Source organism: Hahella sp. NS-SX17, assembly GCF_057367735.1.
Genome location: NZ_CM170632.1, coordinates 3,385,105 through 3,405,099 on the forward strand (window position 1 = coordinate 3,385,105; position 19,995 = coordinate 3,405,099).

The 19,995-nt window shown below is 60.0% G+C and carries 6 protein-coding genes; all 6 read left to right on the plus strand.

Annotated elements, in window-relative coordinates:
- The first annotated feature begins 79 nt into the window (after nt 1–79).
- The 6 genes from AC2IBB_RS15170 to AC2IBB_RS15195 all read left to right on the plus strand — a co-directional run bounded on the left by AC2IBB_RS15170 (nt 80) and on the right by AC2IBB_RS15195 (nt 19,992).
- Complete coding sequence (locus AC2IBB_RS15170) at nt 80–829, plus strand: IS5 family transposase (RefSeq protein ID WP_486328406.1); 750 nt, start codon at nt 80–82, stop codon at nt 827–829.
- Nucleotides 830–1,160: 331 nt separating this feature from the next.
- Nucleotides 1,161–2,213: a serine hydrolase domain-containing protein gene (locus AC2IBB_RS15175; RefSeq protein WP_486333671.1), complete on the plus strand. Its 1,053-nt coding sequence runs from the start codon at nt 1,161–1,163 to the stop codon at nt 2,211–2,213.
- 450 nt (nt 2,214–2,663) lie between these two features.
- Nucleotides 2,664–9,362, plus strand: a complete 6,699-nt coding sequence (locus AC2IBB_RS15180; RefSeq protein WP_486333672.1) for an amino acid adenylation domain-containing protein — start codon at nt 2,664–2,666, stop codon at nt 9,360–9,362.
- Nucleotides 9,359–15,619 (plus strand): amino acid adenylation domain-containing protein, encoded by a 6,261-nt coding sequence (locus AC2IBB_RS15185; protein ID WP_486333673.1) that lies wholly within the window; start codon nt 9,359–9,361, stop codon nt 15,617–15,619. Before AC2IBB_RS15180 ends, AC2IBB_RS15185 begins: the two co-directional genes overlap by 4 nt.
- Nucleotides 15,616–16,947, plus strand: a complete 1,332-nt coding sequence (locus AC2IBB_RS15190; protein WP_486333674.1) for a PLP-dependent aminotransferase family protein — start codon at nt 15,616–15,618, stop codon at nt 16,945–16,947. The genes AC2IBB_RS15185 and AC2IBB_RS15190 overlap by 4 nt, the downstream gene beginning before the upstream one ends.
- Before the next feature lie 159 nt (nt 16,948–17,106).
- The gene (locus AC2IBB_RS15195; protein WP_486333675.1) at nt 17,107–19,992 is read left to right on the plus strand and encodes a non-ribosomal peptide synthetase; all 2,886 of its coding nucleotides are present in this window, start codon (nt 17,107–17,109) and stop codon (nt 19,990–19,992) included.
- Nucleotides 19,993–19,995 lie beyond the last annotated feature (3 nt).

The following is a 19,995-nucleotide window of genomic DNA, read 5'->3' on the forward strand; positions in this document are numbered from 1 at the left end:
TGACGTTTCGTCATAGGTGATAGATAGGCGCAAACTCGTCATATTGCGGTTCCCACACCAACAACAAAACGAGTTTGCGATGCCCCGATTGATGCTCAGTGACGAGCTTTGGTCGAAGCTGAAAGAGATCATGCTGCAAGAGCGAATCTATAACAAGCCCACACTACGAATGATGGTGGAAGGCATGTTGTACCGAATGCGGACGGGGTGTCCCTGGCGAGACTTGCCAGGGCAGTTTGGAGACTGGAATTCGGTGTTCAAAAAATTCAATTCCTGGTCTACCCAAGGCAAGTGGTTGAGGATCTTCCGGAGCTTGGTCCGCGAGCCGGATTTGGAATGGGGGTTCATTGATGGCAGCTATGTGAAGGCCCATCAGCACAGCGCAGGAGCCTGTACGGAAGAGCCTCAGGCGATTGGGAAGAGTCGGGCGGGCAATACCACGAAAGTGCATCTGGCCGTGGATGCCTATGGTCTTCCAGTGGAATTTGAGATCACTGGAGGCGAGGTCAATGACTGCACAGCAGCGGCGGAGTTGATTGAAAAGCTTCCCTCGTCAGAGGCGATTGTCGGAGACAAAGGCTACGACAGTGAACGAGTGCGGGCACAGATCGAAAGGAAGGGGGCCAGGGCCGTGATACCGAGAAAGCGAAACTCTGTCAAAGGTAATGACGATATGGATTGGGGTTTATACAAGTATCGCCATTTGGTGGAAAATGCCTTCGCCCGACTCAAACAGTACCGGGCTATCGCGACGAGATATGACAAGTTGAAGAGAAACTATGAAAGTATGGTAGCCATGGCTTGTGGGTATTTATGGCTGCCGATGTGAAACGTCAACAGGCCCTAGGAAGGGGCGGATAGAGGCTTATTTACAGTTCTGTTTAACCTCCAAAGCGCCGTAGTTTAACGAACAGTGTTAAATCGAATAATTTTATAACTAAGTGGCATAAGGGGGTGTTAACCTGAATCCCTGCACCACTTCTGAGGTGGAAAGAAGGCGGGCGCAGAGCGGGCTTTTCAATATTGCGTTAAGGCGTAAAAGCCCGCTTGCTGAGTAAGGTTATTCATGGCAAAGTGCCGAAACCTAAAAGGAAACGGGATGTTACGATTTTAAATCGAAGCGCCCGTTGGGCTATCAGCTGGCATTGGGTGTTATCAGGATGACTCGTTATCAAACAGTTTCGCTGAAGCTGTGCATTGCTTTTATTCTCTCACTTCTTTCCGCGTTTGCTTTTTCGGCTGCGCCTTTCGATACCGAACAATTTAAAAAACTACTCGGCGCTGAAACCCCGCGAAGCTTCAGTGGCGTTGTGCTGATCACCCAGGGAGGGGAAGAGCTGTTTTCCTATTCTTCCGAGACTTCTCCAGCGGCTGCTTTAAATGCTCCTGGGAACAAGCTGGATTTGCAGAGTCAGTTTGTTATTGGCTCCTTGAGCAAACAAATCACCGCGGTGATCGTCCTGCAGCTAATGGAGGCGGACAAACTGAAGCTGGACGCCACGTTGCCCGCATCTGGACTCAAGCTGGAGGAAGCGTGGGCGGATCGTGTGACGATCAGGCAGTTGCTGACCCATAGTTCTGGCGTCTCAATTCCCGGCAAGCCCCTGTTGTTCGAGCCCGGTAAAGGATTTGCGTACTCCAACTATGGCTTCGACCTGCTGGGAAGGCTGGCCGAGAGCGTGTCTGGAAGGAGCTATCATCAATTGACGGCGGAACTCTTCAAACAATGCGGTATGTCGCATTCCTTCGCAGGCGCAAAACCAGCCCGTAAAGACGCCCCCAGGCTCGTGGCGGGTTTCAGTGAGGAAAGCGTGGGATTGAAGCGCATGGACAATGAGAAGCTGTATCAGCACTTGCCTTCCTCAGGCGTCGTCTCCAGCGCCGCTGACCTTGACCGTTGGAATGCGTGTCTGCATGGCGGCGCCTTGTTAAAGCCCGAAGACTATCGTCAGATGGTTCACGCCTCCAACTCCCGGCAATATCGCTGGGGGGAATTGGGGTATGGATACGGGCTCCAGATTCTTGAAGATAAACCTTTGGAATTCAGTCACAGCGGCTATGTGCCGGGGTATATCTCGACCTTGATTTATTATCCGGAGAAGAAGATCAGTATGGTGGTGCTGGAAAATATTTCCTGGTCCCTGAAAGACCTGCCCCGCGCTTTTTTTCCGCACGACAGTATAAGAAATGCGCTAAGGCGATCGTTGAACTGACAACGACCAGATAATGATAAATATGTTCAAAATCACTTGGACTAACAGAAGAAGTGCAATAAGGGAAAGGACAACAATGGAATCTACTACCTATACGTATCTCACACCCTGACAGGGGTGACTTCCGAGGCGGGATTCTTAACGCAAGTTAAAGGAATCGCACGGCCTTTCCAGTGCTTAGGGCGGCAGAACGCCCAGCGCTGCATACTTCCTCTCTGACACTCGCCCTGCAGGCGAAGACCGTTCTGTGCGGTCACATTCCAGGGATGGACCCGCCGTGCCGTTGACCCGGCGCCAGTATGGCGTCGGGCGCTATCAAGGGAACACGTCCCGCCGTTTCAATCGAGTTAATGCAATGTCATGCATGGTGTTTTCCGTGCATCCGACAGGGTTATCTGCGCCTTGAATTCAGGCGGTACGAGTTTCTTTGAGAAAGAGGATTAATGCGACATGGCGGCTGCAGACATGGATTTATCTATTTGCGTTAAAAGTTTTGAAAGGGTGGCGCAAGCGACCCCGGACCACACGGCGGTGATCGAGGGGGAGGCGCGCGTTTCATATGGAGAACTGAACGCCAGAGCGAACTTGATCGCTCGCCAATTGCTTGAACTGGGGATGCCTTCTGGGGAGATCGTGGCGGTCAGGCTGTCGCGGGGCGTGGACTTTCTAAGCGCCATACTGGGGGTTCATAAAGCGGGCGGCGCTTATCTGCCGATGGAGGCGCAGACGCCGCAGGGCAGAGTGGAGGCTATCCTGGCGGACGCCTCTCCCTGGGCGGTGATCAGCAATTCGAACCTTTGCGAAGGAATCCACCCCGGCGCAGGGCGCTTCAAGGCGATCGATATTGCGGAGCTGGACTGGGAAGCCCCAGCGCCGGGCAATCCGCAAACGCCGCTGAGGCCGGACGATCTGGCCTATGTGATTTACACCTCCGGCACTACCGGCAAACCCAAAGGCGTGATGGTGGAGCAGGGCGCGCTGGCGAACATGGCGCGTTGGTACCAAAAGACGTTTGCGTTGAGCGCCGCCGATGTCGGGACCTTTATGTCGAGCGTTGGGTTCGACGCCGCCGTGGCGGAAGTCTGGCCAATATTGAGTTGCGGGGCATGCCTCCTGCTGGTGGACGATGACGACAAAGTGAGCCCGCAGGGACTAGCGGAATTGATGGGCGCTTTTGGCGTCTCCTATGCCTGGGTTCCCACTCCTCTAATGGAAATGCTGTTCCTGCTTGATTGGCCTGAGGCGGAAACAGGTCGCTATCCGCGCGTGATGGCCACCGCGGGCGACGCCTTAAAACGTCGCCCGCCGCCGCAGTTTCCCTGCCCGGTATTCAACCTTTACGGGCCGACCGAAGCCACGGTTTGCTCCACCGCCATGCGGGTGGAGCCTGATACCGGCGCAACCGGGCTGCCGGCAATCGGTAAGGCCATTGATAACGTCAGCGTCTACGTGCTGGATGATCAGGATCGCCTTGTTCCTCAGGGGGAGGTGGGCGAATTATGCGTCGCCGGCGCCAATCTGGCCAAAGGGTATCTGAACAACCCTGCGCAGACGGCGCGCAGCTTCGTGGCGGACCCCATCCAGCCTGAGGCCGGGCGCAGAATGTACCGTACAGGGGACTTTGTATACGCCGATGACAACGGGGATCTGCACTTTGTCGGACGGCGGGACAATCAGCTCAGCATAAACGGATACAGGGTGGAGCTGCAGGAGATTGAAGCGTGCCTGATGTCCGCCCCGGGAGTGAGCGCCGCCTGCGTGGCGCCGGCTCAGGGAACCCTGGTGGCCTATGTATCGCCTGGTGAGCTGGATGGCGGCGCGCAGGGGGTGCAGGACTTTCTGCTGGAGCGCCTTCCTGAATACATGCGCCCGAGCCGGATTCAGCTTCTGGACCGTTTGCCGCTGAACGCAAGCGGCAAGGTGGATCGTCAGGCGTTGGCGCGTCTTGCGGAGCAAACGATCATGACCGCGGCGCAGCCGGACTCACAAGCTGGGAGCGCGCCAAAAACGATGGGGCAGAAGGCCGTGGCGGCGTTGGTGGCGTCTGTGCTGGGGTGGGATATCAACGATATTGATCTCAACTTCTTCGCCGCGGGAGGTGATTCCGTAGCCGCCATCGGATTGCTGGCGGAGGTCGAAAGGCGCTGGCGCGTGCGCGTTCCTCTTAAGGCCTTCTACGGCGCGCCGACTGTTCGCGGTCTGGCGGACAGCATTGAGCGTTTGTCCGGGGAGTCGGAAACAACGGGTAATCGTATCGAGAAAGCGGCGTATGACGGGCTGGCGGTTCCCTCACATTCTCAAGAGATCGTCTGGTTTCTCAGTAGTCTGGAGCCGGAAAGCCGCGCTTATCACGCCAAAGCGATGCTTAACCTGACCGGTGAGCTGAACCTGGCCGCGCTGGAATGGGCGCTGCAGCAGATTATTAACCACCATGAAATCTATCGCACCGCCCTGGTGATCGAAGACGACAGGCCGATGCAGCGGATAGAAGAAAACTGCCCGCTGCAGTTGCCTGTCATCGACCTGCAGGACATTCCTGAGTCTCGGCAGTTCGATGAATGCGTGCGCCTGACCAATGAGGACTACAACGCGCCTTTTGATCTGGCGACGGCGCCGTTGGCGCGCTGGGCCTTGGCGCGACTGGCGCCGAACCGGCATGTCCTTATCCATGTTGAGCACCACCTGGTGCATGACGGCTGGTCTTCCAACCTGTTCCTGGAAGCGCTGTTGGGTTACTACCGGTATAAAACCGGCGCAGGGGAGCAACCCGCCGCGCCGGCGCTGCAGTTCTCCGATTTCGCCATCGCCCAGCGTGAGTGGGTGGCGTCGCCGGAAGCGGCGCAGCAGGCGCAGTTCTGGCGTGAACGTCTGGCGGGCGCGCCCGCCCGTATCGCACTTCCTGTGGATGGTCCGCAAACCGGTGAGCGCTTCCATGGCGACAGTATCCGGTTGCAGACGCCACGCGCCCTCTGGAACCAGTGTGAGGCCTATTGTCGAGAGCATAGCGTGACGCCCTTTATGTTCTCCCTGGCGGTATTCGCCGTGACCCTGGCGCGCTTTTCCGAGCAGCGCGACTTCTGCATCGGCTCCGGCTTCGCCAACCGAAGCTGGAGCGGCGCGGACCGTATCATCGGAATGTTGATCAACACGGTCGCACTGCGCATTCAACCGGAAGATGGCGACACGTTCGAGGCGTTATTACAGCAGGTTAAATCCGTGGCCCTGGACGCCTATGACAATCAGGAGCTGCCTTTCGAGAAAGTCGTGGAGGCGGTGCAGCCGGAGCGCCAACTGGAGTACAACCCGCTGTTTCAGGTCTTTTTCGGCTTCCATGATGCGCCGCCGCCGGAATTAAGCGCGCCGGGTCTGGATATGTCGCTCTATGAAGCGGTCAGCGGCCGTTCCGCCAAGTTTGATCTGTCTGTGGTGGCGATTCCCCGGCAGGGACAACGGGGGGAGGGGGACCCTGTTCATTTTGTTTGGGAATTCAATACCGACCTCTATTCCCGTGAGCTGGCGCAGGCGCTGGTTGACAGCTTCCAGGCATTGTTTCAGGCCGCATTGCGGCGGCAGGCGCAAACCCTGGATGACATGCTGCAGAAGGCCGCCGATTCGCGCCCGCCCGCTTTCCTCCCGCAAAGCTTCAGCGCAGCGCAGAGCGCCGAAGGCGGGATGAGTCCGGTGGGCGCCGAGCATCGTTTTGTCGCAACCTCGTTGGACAGTAGCAAATGGATGAACTTCAGCGAGGCCGCTTTAGCGTCCGCCGCCGACGCGCTGATTACGCACTGGCGTTTGAGCCCTGCGGATGTGATCGCTTGCGCGCCTGCCGCAACGCCGGGAGATCAGGCCCTGGCGAAGGCGTTAAGCCAGAGGTCGGGGGCCCCTCTGACGACGTTCGCCGGAGAGGCGTCGGCGTTCTCAGGATGGCTGACAGCGCAAAGCGTGACGGTCGTGATGGGAGAGATGGAAAAGATGGGAGGGATAGCGGAAAAATCCGACGTAAAACAATTCGCCTGGCCCAGTGATATTTCCCCGGTGACCCTGGACGACCCTGCCGAAGGAACGCTATTCGCTGTCGCGGAACTGAGCGGGCCGGCGTTGCTGGCGACTGGCGGCGGCGAATATGCCTGGGAGGCCGCCCCGGGAGTCTGCGCCAGCGTGCTTGACGGCGCAGGCGGATCGGTTCCAGTTCATGCCGTGGGACAATTATGGTTGAGCGGACCCGCTTTGATGCAGGGGTATGAGCAGCTGAGCGAGCTGGACGCCCTGCGTATGCGGGTCGCACAGGACGGGGAGCGTCTGTTTAACACTGGCGTGAAAGCCCGTCGCCGAGGCGATGGCCGCATCGCGTTGATCGCGGATCCCTTGCGGGCGGCGAAGCGGCTGGCGCAAGAGTTTGAGGCGTTGATAGAGAGCGTCCCGGGCGTCAGCGCGGTAGTGGAGAAAGACGGCGCGGGCTGGGTGGCCTATGTAGGCGGCGTTGCGGGCCAGGAGCTGGACCCTGTCCGCGAGCGTTGTCGGCGATTGATGCAAGATCCCGAGCAGGGCATGGACATCAGGTCTACCCCTGTCGCTTTTGATAAAAATAAACTGCGGCTTGCGTTGTCCCAGTGGCGGCGCACATTGGTCGCCGGCTGGACGCGTGGGGGGCTGCCTTTTGACAGAGAGTCCGCGTCGGCGTCACGCCAGGGTGAGGCGACATACGCGCAACGGCTGTACGAACTTGCGCCGGATCTGGTGCAGGCGCTGAAGACCTGTGGGCGGCGTTGCGGCGCTGCGCTGGATAGCCTTGTGCTGGCGGCGACGGCGGTGCTGAGCCACCGTTATAACGGCGCTGAAAATCAGGTGGTCGTCAAGGTGACGCAGACCGGCGTCGCCATCCCCATTCCTGTATGCGTGCGCGGGACCGACAGCTTTGAAGAGGTTGTGCGGGCAGTTTTGAAAATGGACGCAGACGGTCAGCGCCTGCAACCGGCTCCGCTTGAGTTCATCAGCAGAGCGATGGGATCGTCGCAGAGGGCGCCATCGCTGAGCGTCGGCTGGGGACCGGCTGACATGGACGGCGTTGAGGCGCAGCTGATTCTGGTGGAGACAGACCAGGGGCTGCAGTTACGTCTGCGTTACTTGACGTCCCTGTACAGCGAACCCTGTGCAGAGAGGCTGGCCGGGAATCTGGAAACCTTGTTGAAGGGGCTGGCGGCGGCGCCGGCTAAAGCGGTCTCCGCCATCCCGTGCGTTGGTCCCGCTGAGGCTGAGTTGCTGGATTCTTTCAATCACGGAGGAAGCGAAGTCGCGCCGGACCCAAGGGCCACGTTGCACGGACTCTTCGAAGCCTGCGCATTGGAAAACCCAGACGCCTGGGCCCTGGAAAGTCTTGAAAACCATGCTCTGGAGGCCAGGGCGCGCATCAGCTATGGCGATCTGAACGTCAGAGCCAACCGCCTGGCCCATTATTTGCGTTCGCAAGGGGTCTCCCACGGACAGGTGATTGGCGTGTGTCTGCCCCGCTGCGCGGAAGCGATCGTGGCGATGCTGGCGGTCATGAAAACCGGCGCCGGCTATGCGCCAATCGACCCGGATTATCCGTCGGAACGCATTCGCCATATGCTGGAAGACGCCAGTATGGCGCTGGTCATCAGCAACCAGGCCGCTCAGGGAGCGCTGCCGGAAGGGCATCACCGCGTCCTGGCGCTGGATGAGGTTCGGGTCGTAAGCGCACTGATGGAGGCGGCCCCGGACAATCCTTTATCCGGGGCGACCGGCGAGGACGTGGCTTATGTCATCTTCACCTCCGGCAGCACGGGACGCGCCAAGGCGGTTCCTGTCGTTCACAGCAGCGTGGTTAATCTGCTGGACGACTTTCAGGCGCGTAGCCCGCTGTCTTCGGATGCGCGCTGCTCCCTGTGGACCAGTCTGAGCTTCGATGTTTCCGTCTACGAAATTTTCGCTCCGCTTACGCTGGGGGCGACGCTATGTTTTACACCGGAATCGGCCCGTCGCGATGCCCACGAATTTTACGACTGGCTGCGGGACGCGGGGATCACTTCCGCTTACGCACCGCCGTTTTTCGTTAACTCGCTGCTGGAGCGTAGCGGCGCAGGCGCTCCCCTGGCGCTGACGCGACTGTTGGTAGGGGTGGAGCCGTTGCTGCTGGAAACGCTGTCGGCGTTGCAGGCGATCCATCCAGACTTGTGCGTTATCAACGGTTACGGCCCGTCGGAGACAGCCATTTGTTGCACCCTCTATAGCGTCCCCCGAGATAGCAGCGATCTGCGCGGACGTTGCCCCATCGGCGTAAGGGTCAACAATAACCGTCTCTATGTGCTGGACGCGCAAATGAATCGCGCGCCGGTCGGCGCGGACGGTGAGCTTTACGTCAGCGGCGCCGGACTCTCTCCCGGATACATCGGCAATCCGCAGGAAAACGCCGCCCGCTTTATCGACAACCCCTTTGATGGCGGAGTGATGTACCGCACTGGCGACATCGTGCGCTACAACCTGGAGGGCGTATTGACCTTCGTTGGGCGCGCGGACGCCCAGATCAAGTTGCGTGGATTCCGTATCGAACCGGCTGAAATTGAACGTGCGTTGCTCAGCCATGAGCGAACGCAGGAAGCGATCATCGCCGTGGAAAAAGCCGCCGACGGCGCGGACATTCTTACTGCCTATCTGGTGGCCCGGAACCCCGGGCCAATGCCGGATTACGCGGATTATCTGGTGCGCTGGCTTCCTTATTACATGATTCCCGCCGTCTATATCGAACTGCCGGAATTTCCGTTAACCCCCAGCGGCAAGATTGATCGCAAGGCGCTTTCCGCATTGGCGGAGAGCGCCCGCAGCGAAAAAGTCGTTATCGCTCCTGAGACGGATGAGGAGGCGGCGCTGGTGGAGGCCTTCAAGGAATATCTCGGGGTCGCCGAGGTGTCGGTGGAGGATGATTTCTTCGGTCTGGGAGGACACTCCATCATGGCGGCCCGTCTGGTGTCGCGCTTCAGTCGGCGCGAGGGGTGGCCGTTGACCATTGATCGTTTCTTTGACCTGCGTACGCCTCGGGCGCTGGCCGGTTTTGTCGCCGCCGCAACGCTGGCGCGTCAGGCCGAAGCGGTAACCCCGGAGGAAGCGAGCCAGTATGAGGATTTCGAGATATGAGTGTGGTCGAGTTCATGCAAAGCCTGCAGGGCAGGCGCATCCGATTATATCTGGAGCAGGGCGCGCTGCGGGTGAGTGCGCTCAAGGGAGCGTTGACGCCGGAGGAATTGCGCTGGCTGAAAGAGAATAAGGCGCCCGTGATCGCCTTCCTGCAGCAGGCGGAAGACGCGCTCGCCGCGCCGGAAGCGCCAAGACCTGCGGCCAGAGAGGCTCGGGGGGCGCCTCTGTCGTCAGCGCAGAAACGTTTGTGGGCGGTGTACAGCCTGCAACCGTCAGCGGCCTACAACATGCCCTTTGCGATACGACTGCAAGGCGCGCTGAATGTTCAGCGTCTGCAGCGGGGGCTGTGTGGGCTGTATCACCGTCATGAGGCCTTGCGGACCTGCTTCGTCGTCGAGAATGACCAGGTGCGGCAGCGGTTCAGCGCTCCCGAAGAGTGGGCGCCCATGGTGGAGGAAATCGCTCCACAAGACCTGGAGGAAAAGCTGCGACAGGAAAGGCTGCGCGTGTTCGACCTGCAAGCCGGGCCGCTTTTCCGGGCGACAATCTATCGGATATCGCCCCAGGATCATGTGCTCTCTTTGAATATGCATCACATTATCTCTGACGGCTGGTCTGTCGGCGTGATGCTGGGGGAGCTGGCGCAGGCCTATCAGACCGATGGGGCGGTCATTGCAGCGCCGGCTCTGCAATTCGCCGATTATTGCGTCTGGGAGCAGGACCTGCTCAAACATGACCGGGTGCAGGCCAGCAAGGAGTACTGGCGGCGAAAGCTTGGCGAAGCGCCGGCTTTGTCATCGCTGCCGACTGACTACCCCAGGCCTGCTGAGTTGTCCACCCGGGGCGCGATTCACCGCTTTGAAGTGGATGCGGAGACGCTGGAGCGACTCAGACGCATAGGCGCGCAGGAAGGCGCCACGCTCTACATGACTCTGCTGGCGGCGTTCAAAGTACTACTGACCCGCTTCTCCGGTCAGGCCGATTTTGTGGTTGGGACGCCGGTGGATAACCGCGCTTTTCCCGAACTGGAGCCGGTGGTCGGATACTTTATCAATACCCTGGCGTTGTATGACCGGGTGGACCTCGATAAGCACTTTCGCGCGCTGCTGCAACAAGTTAAAGACACCGTGCGCGGCGGCCTCAAGCACCAGATGACGCCTTTCGACGCGGTCGTTGAGACTCTGCAGCCGGAGCGCAGCCTGGGCCACACGCCGTTGTTTCAGGTGTTGTTCGATTTACAGGAAAATCTCGCTGAGTCGTTGGCGTTCGCCGGTTTGCAGACCGAGTTTCTGACCCAGGACTGTCACGTCTCCAAGTTCGATCTCACCTTGTCCCTGCGAGATACCGGCGCCGGACTGAGCGGCAAATTTGAGTACGCTACGGATCTGTTCAGCGACGCCTCTATCGGTAATCTGGCGCAACGGCTGATACTTCTGCTGGGGGAAATTGCCGCCAATCCCGAGCGCGCGGTGGGAGATCTTAATTTGCTCAGCCCGTCGGAGTCGATGGCGTTGCGCGCCCCTATCCCCAGCGCAGGAAACGCCGGCGCCCCGGGAGGAGAGTTGTTGCATGAAAGGTTTTCCGTCATGGCCGCCAGATTTCCGCAACGGACGGCGTTAACCTGCGATGGCGTGACCATGACCTATGGGGAGCTGGACGACGCCTCCAACAGGCTGGCGCGGCTGTTGGCTGAGCGAGGAGTGGCCGCTGGCGATCTGGTGGCGTTGAGCCTGGAGCGGTCCTGTGAGCTGGTCACGGCGATCCTGGCCATTATGAAGGCCGGCGCGGCCTACGCTCCCATTGACCCTTCCTACCCGGAAAGTCGCGCTGCGTATGTGCTGGAAGATTCCGGAGCGCCCTGGCTACTGACGGATCGTCGTGTGCTGGAAAACTGGAGCGCTCTCCAAGCCGTTTCGGTTATCACCATGGAGGAGGCCGCCGCACGCGCGCCGGATCTGGACGCAAGCCCGCTCCGTGCGGAGGAGTTAGGCGGCGTATTGAAGCCTGCGATGGAGCGTATGGCGTACGTCATCTATACCTCCGGCTCCACCGGGGCGCCGAAAGGATGCATGGTGACGCACGCCAATGTCAGTCGCCTGTTTTTCGCCGCGGACCGGGAGTTTCGCTTTGATGAAACCGATGTGTGGACGCTGTTTCATTCCTTCGCGTTCGATTTTTCTGTCTGGGAAATCTGGGGCGCGCTTCTGTACGGCGGCAAGCTGGTGATCACGCCCTACTGGGTCGCACGCTCCACGGAAGACTTCTACCGTCTGCTGGCGCAGGAAAAAGTGACGGTGCTGAATCAGACCCCCACTTACTTCTCCCAGTTGATCGCTCAGGATGCGGAGCTTGAAGATGCGCCGCCGCTATCGTTGCGCTATGTGGTATTCGGAGGCGAAGCGCTGGATTTCAACATGCTGCGACGCTGGACGCAGAGACATCCGTTGGGCCAGCCCGCGCTGATCAACATGTACGGCATCACGGAGACCACCGTGCACGTCACCTTCCGACGCATCCAGCAGCAGGATCTGCAACAGGGGCGCAGCATCATCGGGCGTCCTCTGGCGGATCTGCAGATCTATCTGTGCGATGCGCGGCGCCGGCCGGTCCCGCCCGGCGCGCCGGGAGAAGCCTATGTTGGCGGCGCCGGAGTGACGTTGGGGTATCTGCATCGCGACACGTTGACGGCGGAGCGCTTTGTCGGTGACTTTTTGCAGCGCGGCGTTCAGGGCGCGGAGGCGCGTCTGTATAAAACCGGCGACTTGATGCGATGTTTGCCAAGCGGCGATTATGAATATCTCGGGCGCATCGACAAGCAGGTGAAAATTCGCGGGCATCGCATTGAAGTCGGCGAAGTAGAGTCGCACATTACGGCGCTGCCCATGGCGCACAAGGCGGCGGTGATTGCGACCAAAGGCGGCTCCTCTGCGGGAGATGCGCGTCTGGCGGCCTATGTGACGCCCCAGGATAAATCCGTTTTAACGACGTCAGCGGACCGGCAGGCGTTCGCTGACGCTGTAACGGACGCCCTGAGCCGCCAGCTTCCAGGATTTATGATTCCCACCTGGGTGATTCCCCTTGAATCCCTCCCGCTGACGGTTAACGGCAAACTGGACGAGGCGCGTCTACCGCCTCCGCGGCAAGACGATAGCCAGCAGAAAGCCGAGCCGCAGTCGGACGAAGAGCGTCAGCTCGCATCGATCTGGCGCGAGGTGCTTGGGGTGTCCCGGATTGGCGTTAACGACAACTTTTTCAAAGTGGGCGGCGACTCCATTCTGGCCATTCAGATTTTGTCCAAGGCGCGCAAGCAGGGACTGCATCTCACTCCCAGAGAGTTATTTGAAGCGCCGACCATTGCGGGACTGGCGCGCCGCGCGGCCGAAACCCCGGCGTCACAGGCGTCCCAGGAAGCAGTGGCCGGAGAGGTTGCGCTGACGCCGATACAGCACTGGTTTTTTCAAACCCAGACGGTGGATCTCAATCATTTTAACTTCGCAACCTTATTAAAGACGCCCGTCGGTCTGCGGGAAGAACAGATACGGGCCGCACTGGCGGCGGTCATATTGCGACATGACGGCTTGCGTCTTGGTTTCACTCAGCGCGAAGGGGAGTGGCGCGCGGCCTATCGACCCTTTGAGGACGCCATGGTTGAGCTGGCATTCGAGCTGCGGCCTTTTCCGCAGGAAGGAAATGACGAGGACGAGCGCGCCTGGCTGCTGTCGCAGGCGGAAGCGGCTCAGCGTTGTCTCAATATCGAAACCGGTCCCTTATGTAAGCTGGTGTGGTTCGCCGGACCCGATGGCGCCGGGAAACTGTTGGTCATCGCCCACCATCTGATTATCGACGGCGTTTCCTGGCGCATTTTGCTGGAGGACCTGAAGCAGGGCATGACCCTGGCGATGGCTGGCGAGCAGGTTCGCCTGGGTGATAAAACGCACTCGCTGCAACGCTGGGGTGACCGCCTGCAGGCCTACGCGCGCGCTCCAGCGCTGTTGCAGGAGCGTAATTACTGGCGCGGCGTGCTGAAGGCGCCGGTGGATGTTTTGTCCCTGGATGACGCCATCGAAAACCCCGTTATTGGCTCTTTGACGTCCCGTCGTCTGGACTGGGGCGAAGCGGAAACGAACCGCCTGCTACAGGACTGCTCACAGGCGTACGGCGCGGACGTCAATGATCTGCTGCTGGCGTCCTTGATGCTGGCGATGCGGCGCTGGCGCGGGCTGCGCCGGTTTCGTGTGGATCTGGAAGGGCATGGCCGCGAGCAGCCGTCCGCTTATTTATCCAGGTCCGGCGTCGGGTCTGCGTCGGATCACGAACCTTCGTCCGCGGGCATGCAGACGGATAATCGAAAACAGGCGTTTAATGAAGACCTCTGCATCGATCAAACCCTGGGGTGGTTCACCAGCAAATACCCCGTGTTGCTGGATATGGGAAACGCGGGGGAGGATGAGGCGGTGGCGCATTGCGTCGTCGCGGCGAAAGAGAGCCTGCGCGCGACCCCCAACAAGGGACTGGGGTATGGGGTGCTGCGCTATCTGAGTCGGGACGCGGGCGTGATCATGGCGGAGCGGAAAGCCGAGACGCCGATTATCTTCAACTATCTGGGGCAGTGGGGGCGTCGTGAAGAGGACGCACCGTTCGCGCCCGCAGGTCTTCCCTGCGGCGCGGACCGTTCACCTGCGCAGCGGGCGCTGTACGCCTTAGAATTTAACGGCAAAGTGGCGGAAGGACGACTGAGCTTTGTCATCAGCTATCCACAAGGCGCGTTCCAGGACGCCAGCATTGACGCCCTGGCCCAGTGTTTTCAGACCGCGCTACGGGACGTCATAACGCATTGCGCGACGGCGCAGCGGCGGACCTATACCCCGTCTGATTTCCCCCTGGCGGCGCCAGATCGGGAGGCGTTGAGCCAATGGCTGCATGACTATCCGGATCTGCAGGACGCATATCCCGCCACCGCGATGCAGAAAGGCATGCTGTTTCATTCTCTGGCGGCGGCGGGCGAGGGGGAGTATGTGGTGCTGCGGCAGGATCGCATGCGCCATGTCGATCCCGAGCTATGGCGGCGATCATGGCTGTATTTGTGTCGCCGCCATGACGTACTGCGCACTGCTTTTGCGTTATCGGAAAAGCACGGCTACCTGCAAGTGGTGTGCGCGGATGCGCAGCCTCCCTGCGTGATGCATGACTGGCGCAGCCTGGACCCGGCGGTGCAGGAAAGTCGTTTAAGCGAGCTGATGGCGATGGAGGCGCGGCGGGATTTCGCCATTGAAGCGGCTCCGTTATTGCGCCTGACGCTGGTGAGAACGACGGATGATACGCTGTACGTGACCCTCGCGGCCCATCATGCGCTGGTGGATGGATGGAGTCTGTCTCTGTTGCTGAATGAATTGCGACAGATCTACTTCGCGATGTTGCAAGAAAAAGAGCCGTCGCTGGCGACGGCGCCACCTTTTAAAAACTACGTGTCCTGGCTATTGCAGCGCGACGTCAGCGCTGCGGAAAATTTCTGGCGCGACCATCTGGCCAGCTGTCGCTCGCCCCTGTTGCTGAGCCAGTCTCTGGCTTCTCCTGAGTCCGAATCGAAAGAGGGGCAGGGCAATCTGAGTTCGACGCTGAACGCCGCACTCAGTGAACGCCTGCAGCAGCGCGCCGCCATGGCGGAAGTCACCTTGAACACGCTGGTGGCCGGCGCCTGGGCGCTGCTGCTCAGCCGCGTATGCGAACGGCGTGAGGTGGCGTTCGGCGTCACGGTATCCGGACGCAATGGGGCGCTGCCGGACATTGAAGCGATGGTCGGGCTTTTCATCAATACGCTTCCGGCTGTTGTCGACTGTCCTCCAGACGCGCGGCTGGACGCCTGGTTAAAGCAACTGCACAGCGCGCAGAACGAGCGGGACGAATACAGCTACCTGGGGTTGCCGGACATCCAGCGCTGCGCGCCCTGCCGCGACGCAACCCTGTTCGATACCTTGCTGGTGTATGAAAACTATCCCGCTGCGCCGGCGCAGCCGTCATTGCAGACGGAGAGAGTCCGCTACAAAGACGAAACCAGCTTCCCCCTGACCCTGGTGACGCTCCCCGGACGGACGCTGCGCTTTAAAGTCGGCTACAACCGGGCCTCTTTCAGCGAGAGCCAGGCGCAATACCTGTTGGACACTCTTTCATCAATTCTGGAATGGATGGCCGGAGCCGCTTCTGACGCTCCCCTCAACCTGTTGCAGTCATCCACGCAAACGCAAGGAAACGGCCAATGATTGAACACACCTCAGAACTCCCGTCACAACCCGTTGACGTCACTCTTCGCGCCAGCAGACGCGTCTCCATGGACACGCTCAATCTGTTGAACATGGCGAAGAACTTCGCCGCTCATGAAGAGCGCAGGGAAAGCGGCGTACTGCACATGACCGCCAACGAAAACGCGCCTTCGCGCTTTGTACAGAAAGCCATGGCGTCCCGTCTTGGCTCCCGCTATCACATCGGCGTGCCGGAAGACTATCACTTCCAAAGCATCGTCAATCGCGGCGGTTTTGTATTTCGCGGCATGCCGGACCTGTACCGGCTGGAGTCCATGGCGGAGGACGTGATGGAGCGTCGTCTGGGCGGCCGCGTCACCGACTTCCGGCCTCTGTCCGGGGTGCATGCGATGATCTGCACGCTTTCCAGCCTGACAGAGCCCGGCGATCTGGTGCTGTCCATTGACCCGGACAGCGGCGGCCATTTCGCCACCGCCAACATGGCGACCATGCTGGGGCGCCGCAGTATGACGTTGAAACACGACCCGGAGAGGCTGACCCTCTGTCTGCGTCACCTGAAGGAAATCTGCGCCAGCCACAAAGTCAAAATGCTGTTTCTGGATGAGAGTTCTCCGCTGTACCCAACGCCTCTTGAGCAGATTCGGGACATCATCGGTCCGGACGTCATCGCGGTTTATGACGCCTCGCACACCTTGGGGCTGCTGATGGGCGGGCGTTACCTCGATCCTCTGGCGTGCGGCTTCGATCTGGTTCAGGGCAACACCCACAAGACATTGCCAGGTCCTCAGAAAGGGTTGATCCATTTCGCCAGTGAAGCCCTGGCGGCCCCCGCCATGGAGAAGATGGGCAAGGCCCTGGTCTCCAGTCAGCACACCCACCACTCCCTGGCGCTGTATCTCACCATCATGGAGATGGAGGCGTTTGGCGACGCTTATGCGGCCAAAGTGGTGGAAAACGCTCAGGCCTTGTCCGAGGCGCTGACGGGGGAGGGTTTCACTCTGTTCACTAACAGCAGAGGCGAGTTTACCCAAAGCAATCAGATATTGCTGGCCCCGCCGTCAGGTCTATCCAGCTATGAAGCTTGCAAGAAGTTGCTGGAAGGCAATATCAGCACCAATGCGCGGACGGTTTTCGGGCGGGAGCTGATCCGGATCGGTGTACAGGAAATCACCCGCTTTGGCATGGGGACGGGAGAGATGCGAGAGATCGCCGCTCTGTTCAAACTCGCTTTGACGGATGATGCGCCCGCTGCGCAAGTGGCTAAAAGCATAGGCAGTTTGAGCGGAAGGTTTAATTGCGCTCAGTACTCGTTCGACACAGTCAGTTAGCGGTGGAATCAGAGGATGTCTATGCAACCATTCAACTTTGGCTCACATACAGCCCAAACTGCGCCCGACGCGCTGCGTTTACCGGTTGTTCGCGGCTGGCGCGGGCATACGCCGCGGCAAACGCGATTTTCGGTCCCGTCCCTCGGGGGCGGCTCTGCAATGGACCTTGTTTGCGCGTCGCTGGCGATAACTATGTATCGCTACACGCGTCAGTCGTCGTTCACGCTGGCCTGGCGGACGCAGGACGTGTGCGGGGCGGCGTCAGTGCAGATCGACGATGACGCGACGATTATTGATGTCGCGAATGGCGTCAAAGCGCTGCGCTCACCGCAAACCGACTGCGCCATGGCGACCCCGGCAAATCTGACGGTATGCGAGGGGCTGGCTGAAACCATGGACGCCGATCTTTGGCGGGACGGGCTGGCGCTGTTGTTCGAAGAGATTAACGACAGCCTTTTTTTCGAGTTGCGCTATAACGGCGAATCTCTGGCTCAGGAATTCATCGCAGACGTGCAACATAGCTTTACTTGCGTCCTGCGCGCCGCAGCGGGGAAAAGCCATGAGCGCGTCGGCGCCTTGCCTTTGATGGACGACGCCCGGGTTGACATCGCTCTGGCCCTGTCCACGGGGGAGCAAATCCCCGTGGCGCTGGGGCCCTTCCTGCATCGGGACTTTGCGCGCCGGGCGGAGATCAGTCCGCATAAAATCGCCTTGTCCGGCGCCGGTGAGCGCGATACTTATCAGTCGCTGAACAACAAGGTGAATCAGGTCGCAGGGCGAATACTGTCCTGTCTCGCTAATGCAGGGTCAGGTCCGTCCGAACGCGCGCGCTCTGGCGAGGCGAGAAGCGGAATTGTCGCTGTATGCCTGGAGCGTTCAAGCGCCATGACCGCGGCCCTGTATGGGGCTCATCGCGCCGGGTGCGCTTATCTGCCGCTGGACCCGGAACATCCTGATGCGCGTCTGCAAACCATTTTGCGGGACTCCGGAGCGGATCTGCTGATCGCCAGTGAGCGAGATCGCAAGCGCTTTGAGGGGATGGGCGTAACCGTCATCTGCGTAGATGATCTGAACGGGGATCAGAAGGTCCCTGCGCCGGACATTTCGGTATCGCCGGAGGACCTGGCCTATGTGATTTACACCTCCGGCTCAACGGGCGCTCCCAAGGGCGTGGCGGTGAGCCACCGCGCCCTGGCCAACCGCATTGACTGGATGCAGCGCGAATATGCGTTGACCGAACGTAGTCGGGTATTACAGAAAACGCCTTATACCTTTGATGTTTCCGTCTGGGAGTTTTTCTGGCCTCTCGCCTGTAATGCGGAGCTGGTCGTGGCGCCGCCAGGAATGCATAAAGACCCGGAGGCGCTGGCGGATTACATGGACGCCTGGGGCGTCACCACCGCTCACTTTGTGCCGTCCATGCTGTCCGCTTTCCTTAACCTGCTGCGGCCAGGTAAAGCCCGCAGTCTGCAACAGGTGTTCTGCAGCGGCGAAGCCCTGGGTTACAGCCAGATCGACGCATTCAGGACGGCATTCCCGGACGTGGCGCTGCATAACCTGTATGGACCGACTGAAGCCGCAATTGACGTGACTTTCTGGGACTGCAGCCAGCAGGGAGCGGCGGTGACGCCGCCCATCGGACGACCGATCCAGAACATGCAGTGCCTGATCCTGGATTGCGACGGACGTATTGCGCCCTGTGGCGTTCCGGGAGATTTGTGTCTCGCTGGCGCAGGTCTGGCGCGGGGATACCTCAACAGAGACGACCTGACCGCGCAAGCCTTCGTCGCCAACCCCTATGCAGAACGGTTTGGCGCTGACTTTCGACGTATCTATCGCACTGGCGATATCGCCCGCAGGCTGCCGGATGGAAACATTGAGTATCTGGGGCGAAAGGACGATCAAGTGAAGCTGCGCGGCTTGCGCATCGAGTTGCAGGAAATCGACGCCGCCCTGGAGCGCCACGGCAGCGTCGCCACGGCCATTACTCTGGTCCACGAAGAGCGTCTGGCGGCGTTTGTGCGGGCCGCCTCCGGCGAGCGCGTTGATCACAGCGCATTAAGCGCGTTTCTGGCGACTTTGCTGCCGGACTATATGGTTCCGCAACAATGGCGAACCGTGTCGACGATACCGGTTACGGGCAACGGCAAGGCGGACCGCAAGGCGTTGCGCGCCATGCTGGCTGGAAACGCTGAGACGGGTGAAACGGCGTCCGCCATTGTTCCTGTGGCGACGGCTTCGTCGCCAGAAGCGCGCGGCGACTCAGAAGCCCAGCGGGTCATGACGGAAATCTGGGCGGAGGTTCTGAATATTCCCGTACAGAGCATCACGCCAGACGCCAGTTTTCTGGCCTTGGGAGGGGATTCGCTCTCCATGTTGAAGGTCATCGCCAAATGCCGACGGCGCCATGTCAAATTGTCCTTGCAGCAATTCGTAAGGTCGCCGCGCCTGAGCGATGTGGCGAGGGTGGCGCATATGGAGACGGCGGAGAAGGCGGACCAGGCGGAGGGCGATAGAAGCCCCGCCGGCGCAGAGCGAACTGCCGCGGCGTCGCCTTCTGTGGTTGCGGAAACGACGCCTTCGGAGAAATACATGCTGTCGCCCATCCAACAATGGTTTTTTGACAGCGGCGAAGAGCGCAATTTTTTGATGCATGCCTCCTATCTGGCGCCCGCCGGACTGGATGCCCGAAAACTGGCGCACGCCCTGGATCGTGTGGTGCGACGGCATGACGCCCTGCGCGTCCGGTTTTTCGAAGAACAAGGCCTGTGGCTACAACAGTCTGTCGCGGTTGGCGCTTCCGATGGGCGGCAGGCGTTCGCCTTCGCGGACCTGACCGCTCAATCGGACCTCGACCTGGAAACGTGCAAGGCGCGAGCCCTGCATGACATCGACATCGACGCGGGACGCCTGCTGGCCTGTTATCTGTATCGGGAAGCGGGCGCGAGGACGGTTATCTTTCTCGCCTGTCATCATCTGGCGGTGGATGCGGTGTCCTGGAGCCTGCTGATGGATGAGATAGAGCAGGAATATGCGGCTGGTTGAGCC

What these genes read in the sequence shown, in the direction of transcription:
- AC2IBB_RS15170 (WP_486328406.1), top strand. Translation starts at nt 80, where the DNA reads ATGCCCCGATTGATGCTCAGTGACGAGCTTTGGTCGAAGCTGAAAGAG.
- AC2IBB_RS15175 (WP_486333671.1), top strand. Translation starts at nt 1,161, where the DNA reads ATGACTCGTTATCAAACAGTTTCGCTGAAGCTGTGCATTGCTTTTATT.
- AC2IBB_RS15180 (WP_486333672.1), top strand. Translation starts at nt 2,664, where the DNA reads ATGGCGGCTGCAGACATGGATTTATCTATTTGCGTTAAAAGTTTTGAA.
- AC2IBB_RS15185 (WP_486333673.1), top strand. Translation starts at nt 9,359, where the DNA reads ATGAGTGTGGTCGAGTTCATGCAAAGCCTGCAGGGCAGGCGCATCCGA.
- AC2IBB_RS15190 (WP_486333674.1), top strand. Translation starts at nt 15,616, where the DNA reads ATGATTGAACACACCTCAGAACTCCCGTCACAACCCGTTGACGTCACT.
- AC2IBB_RS15195 (WP_486333675.1), top strand. Translation starts at nt 17,107, where the DNA reads ATGGACCTTGTTTGCGCGTCGCTGGCGATAACTATGTATCGCTACACG.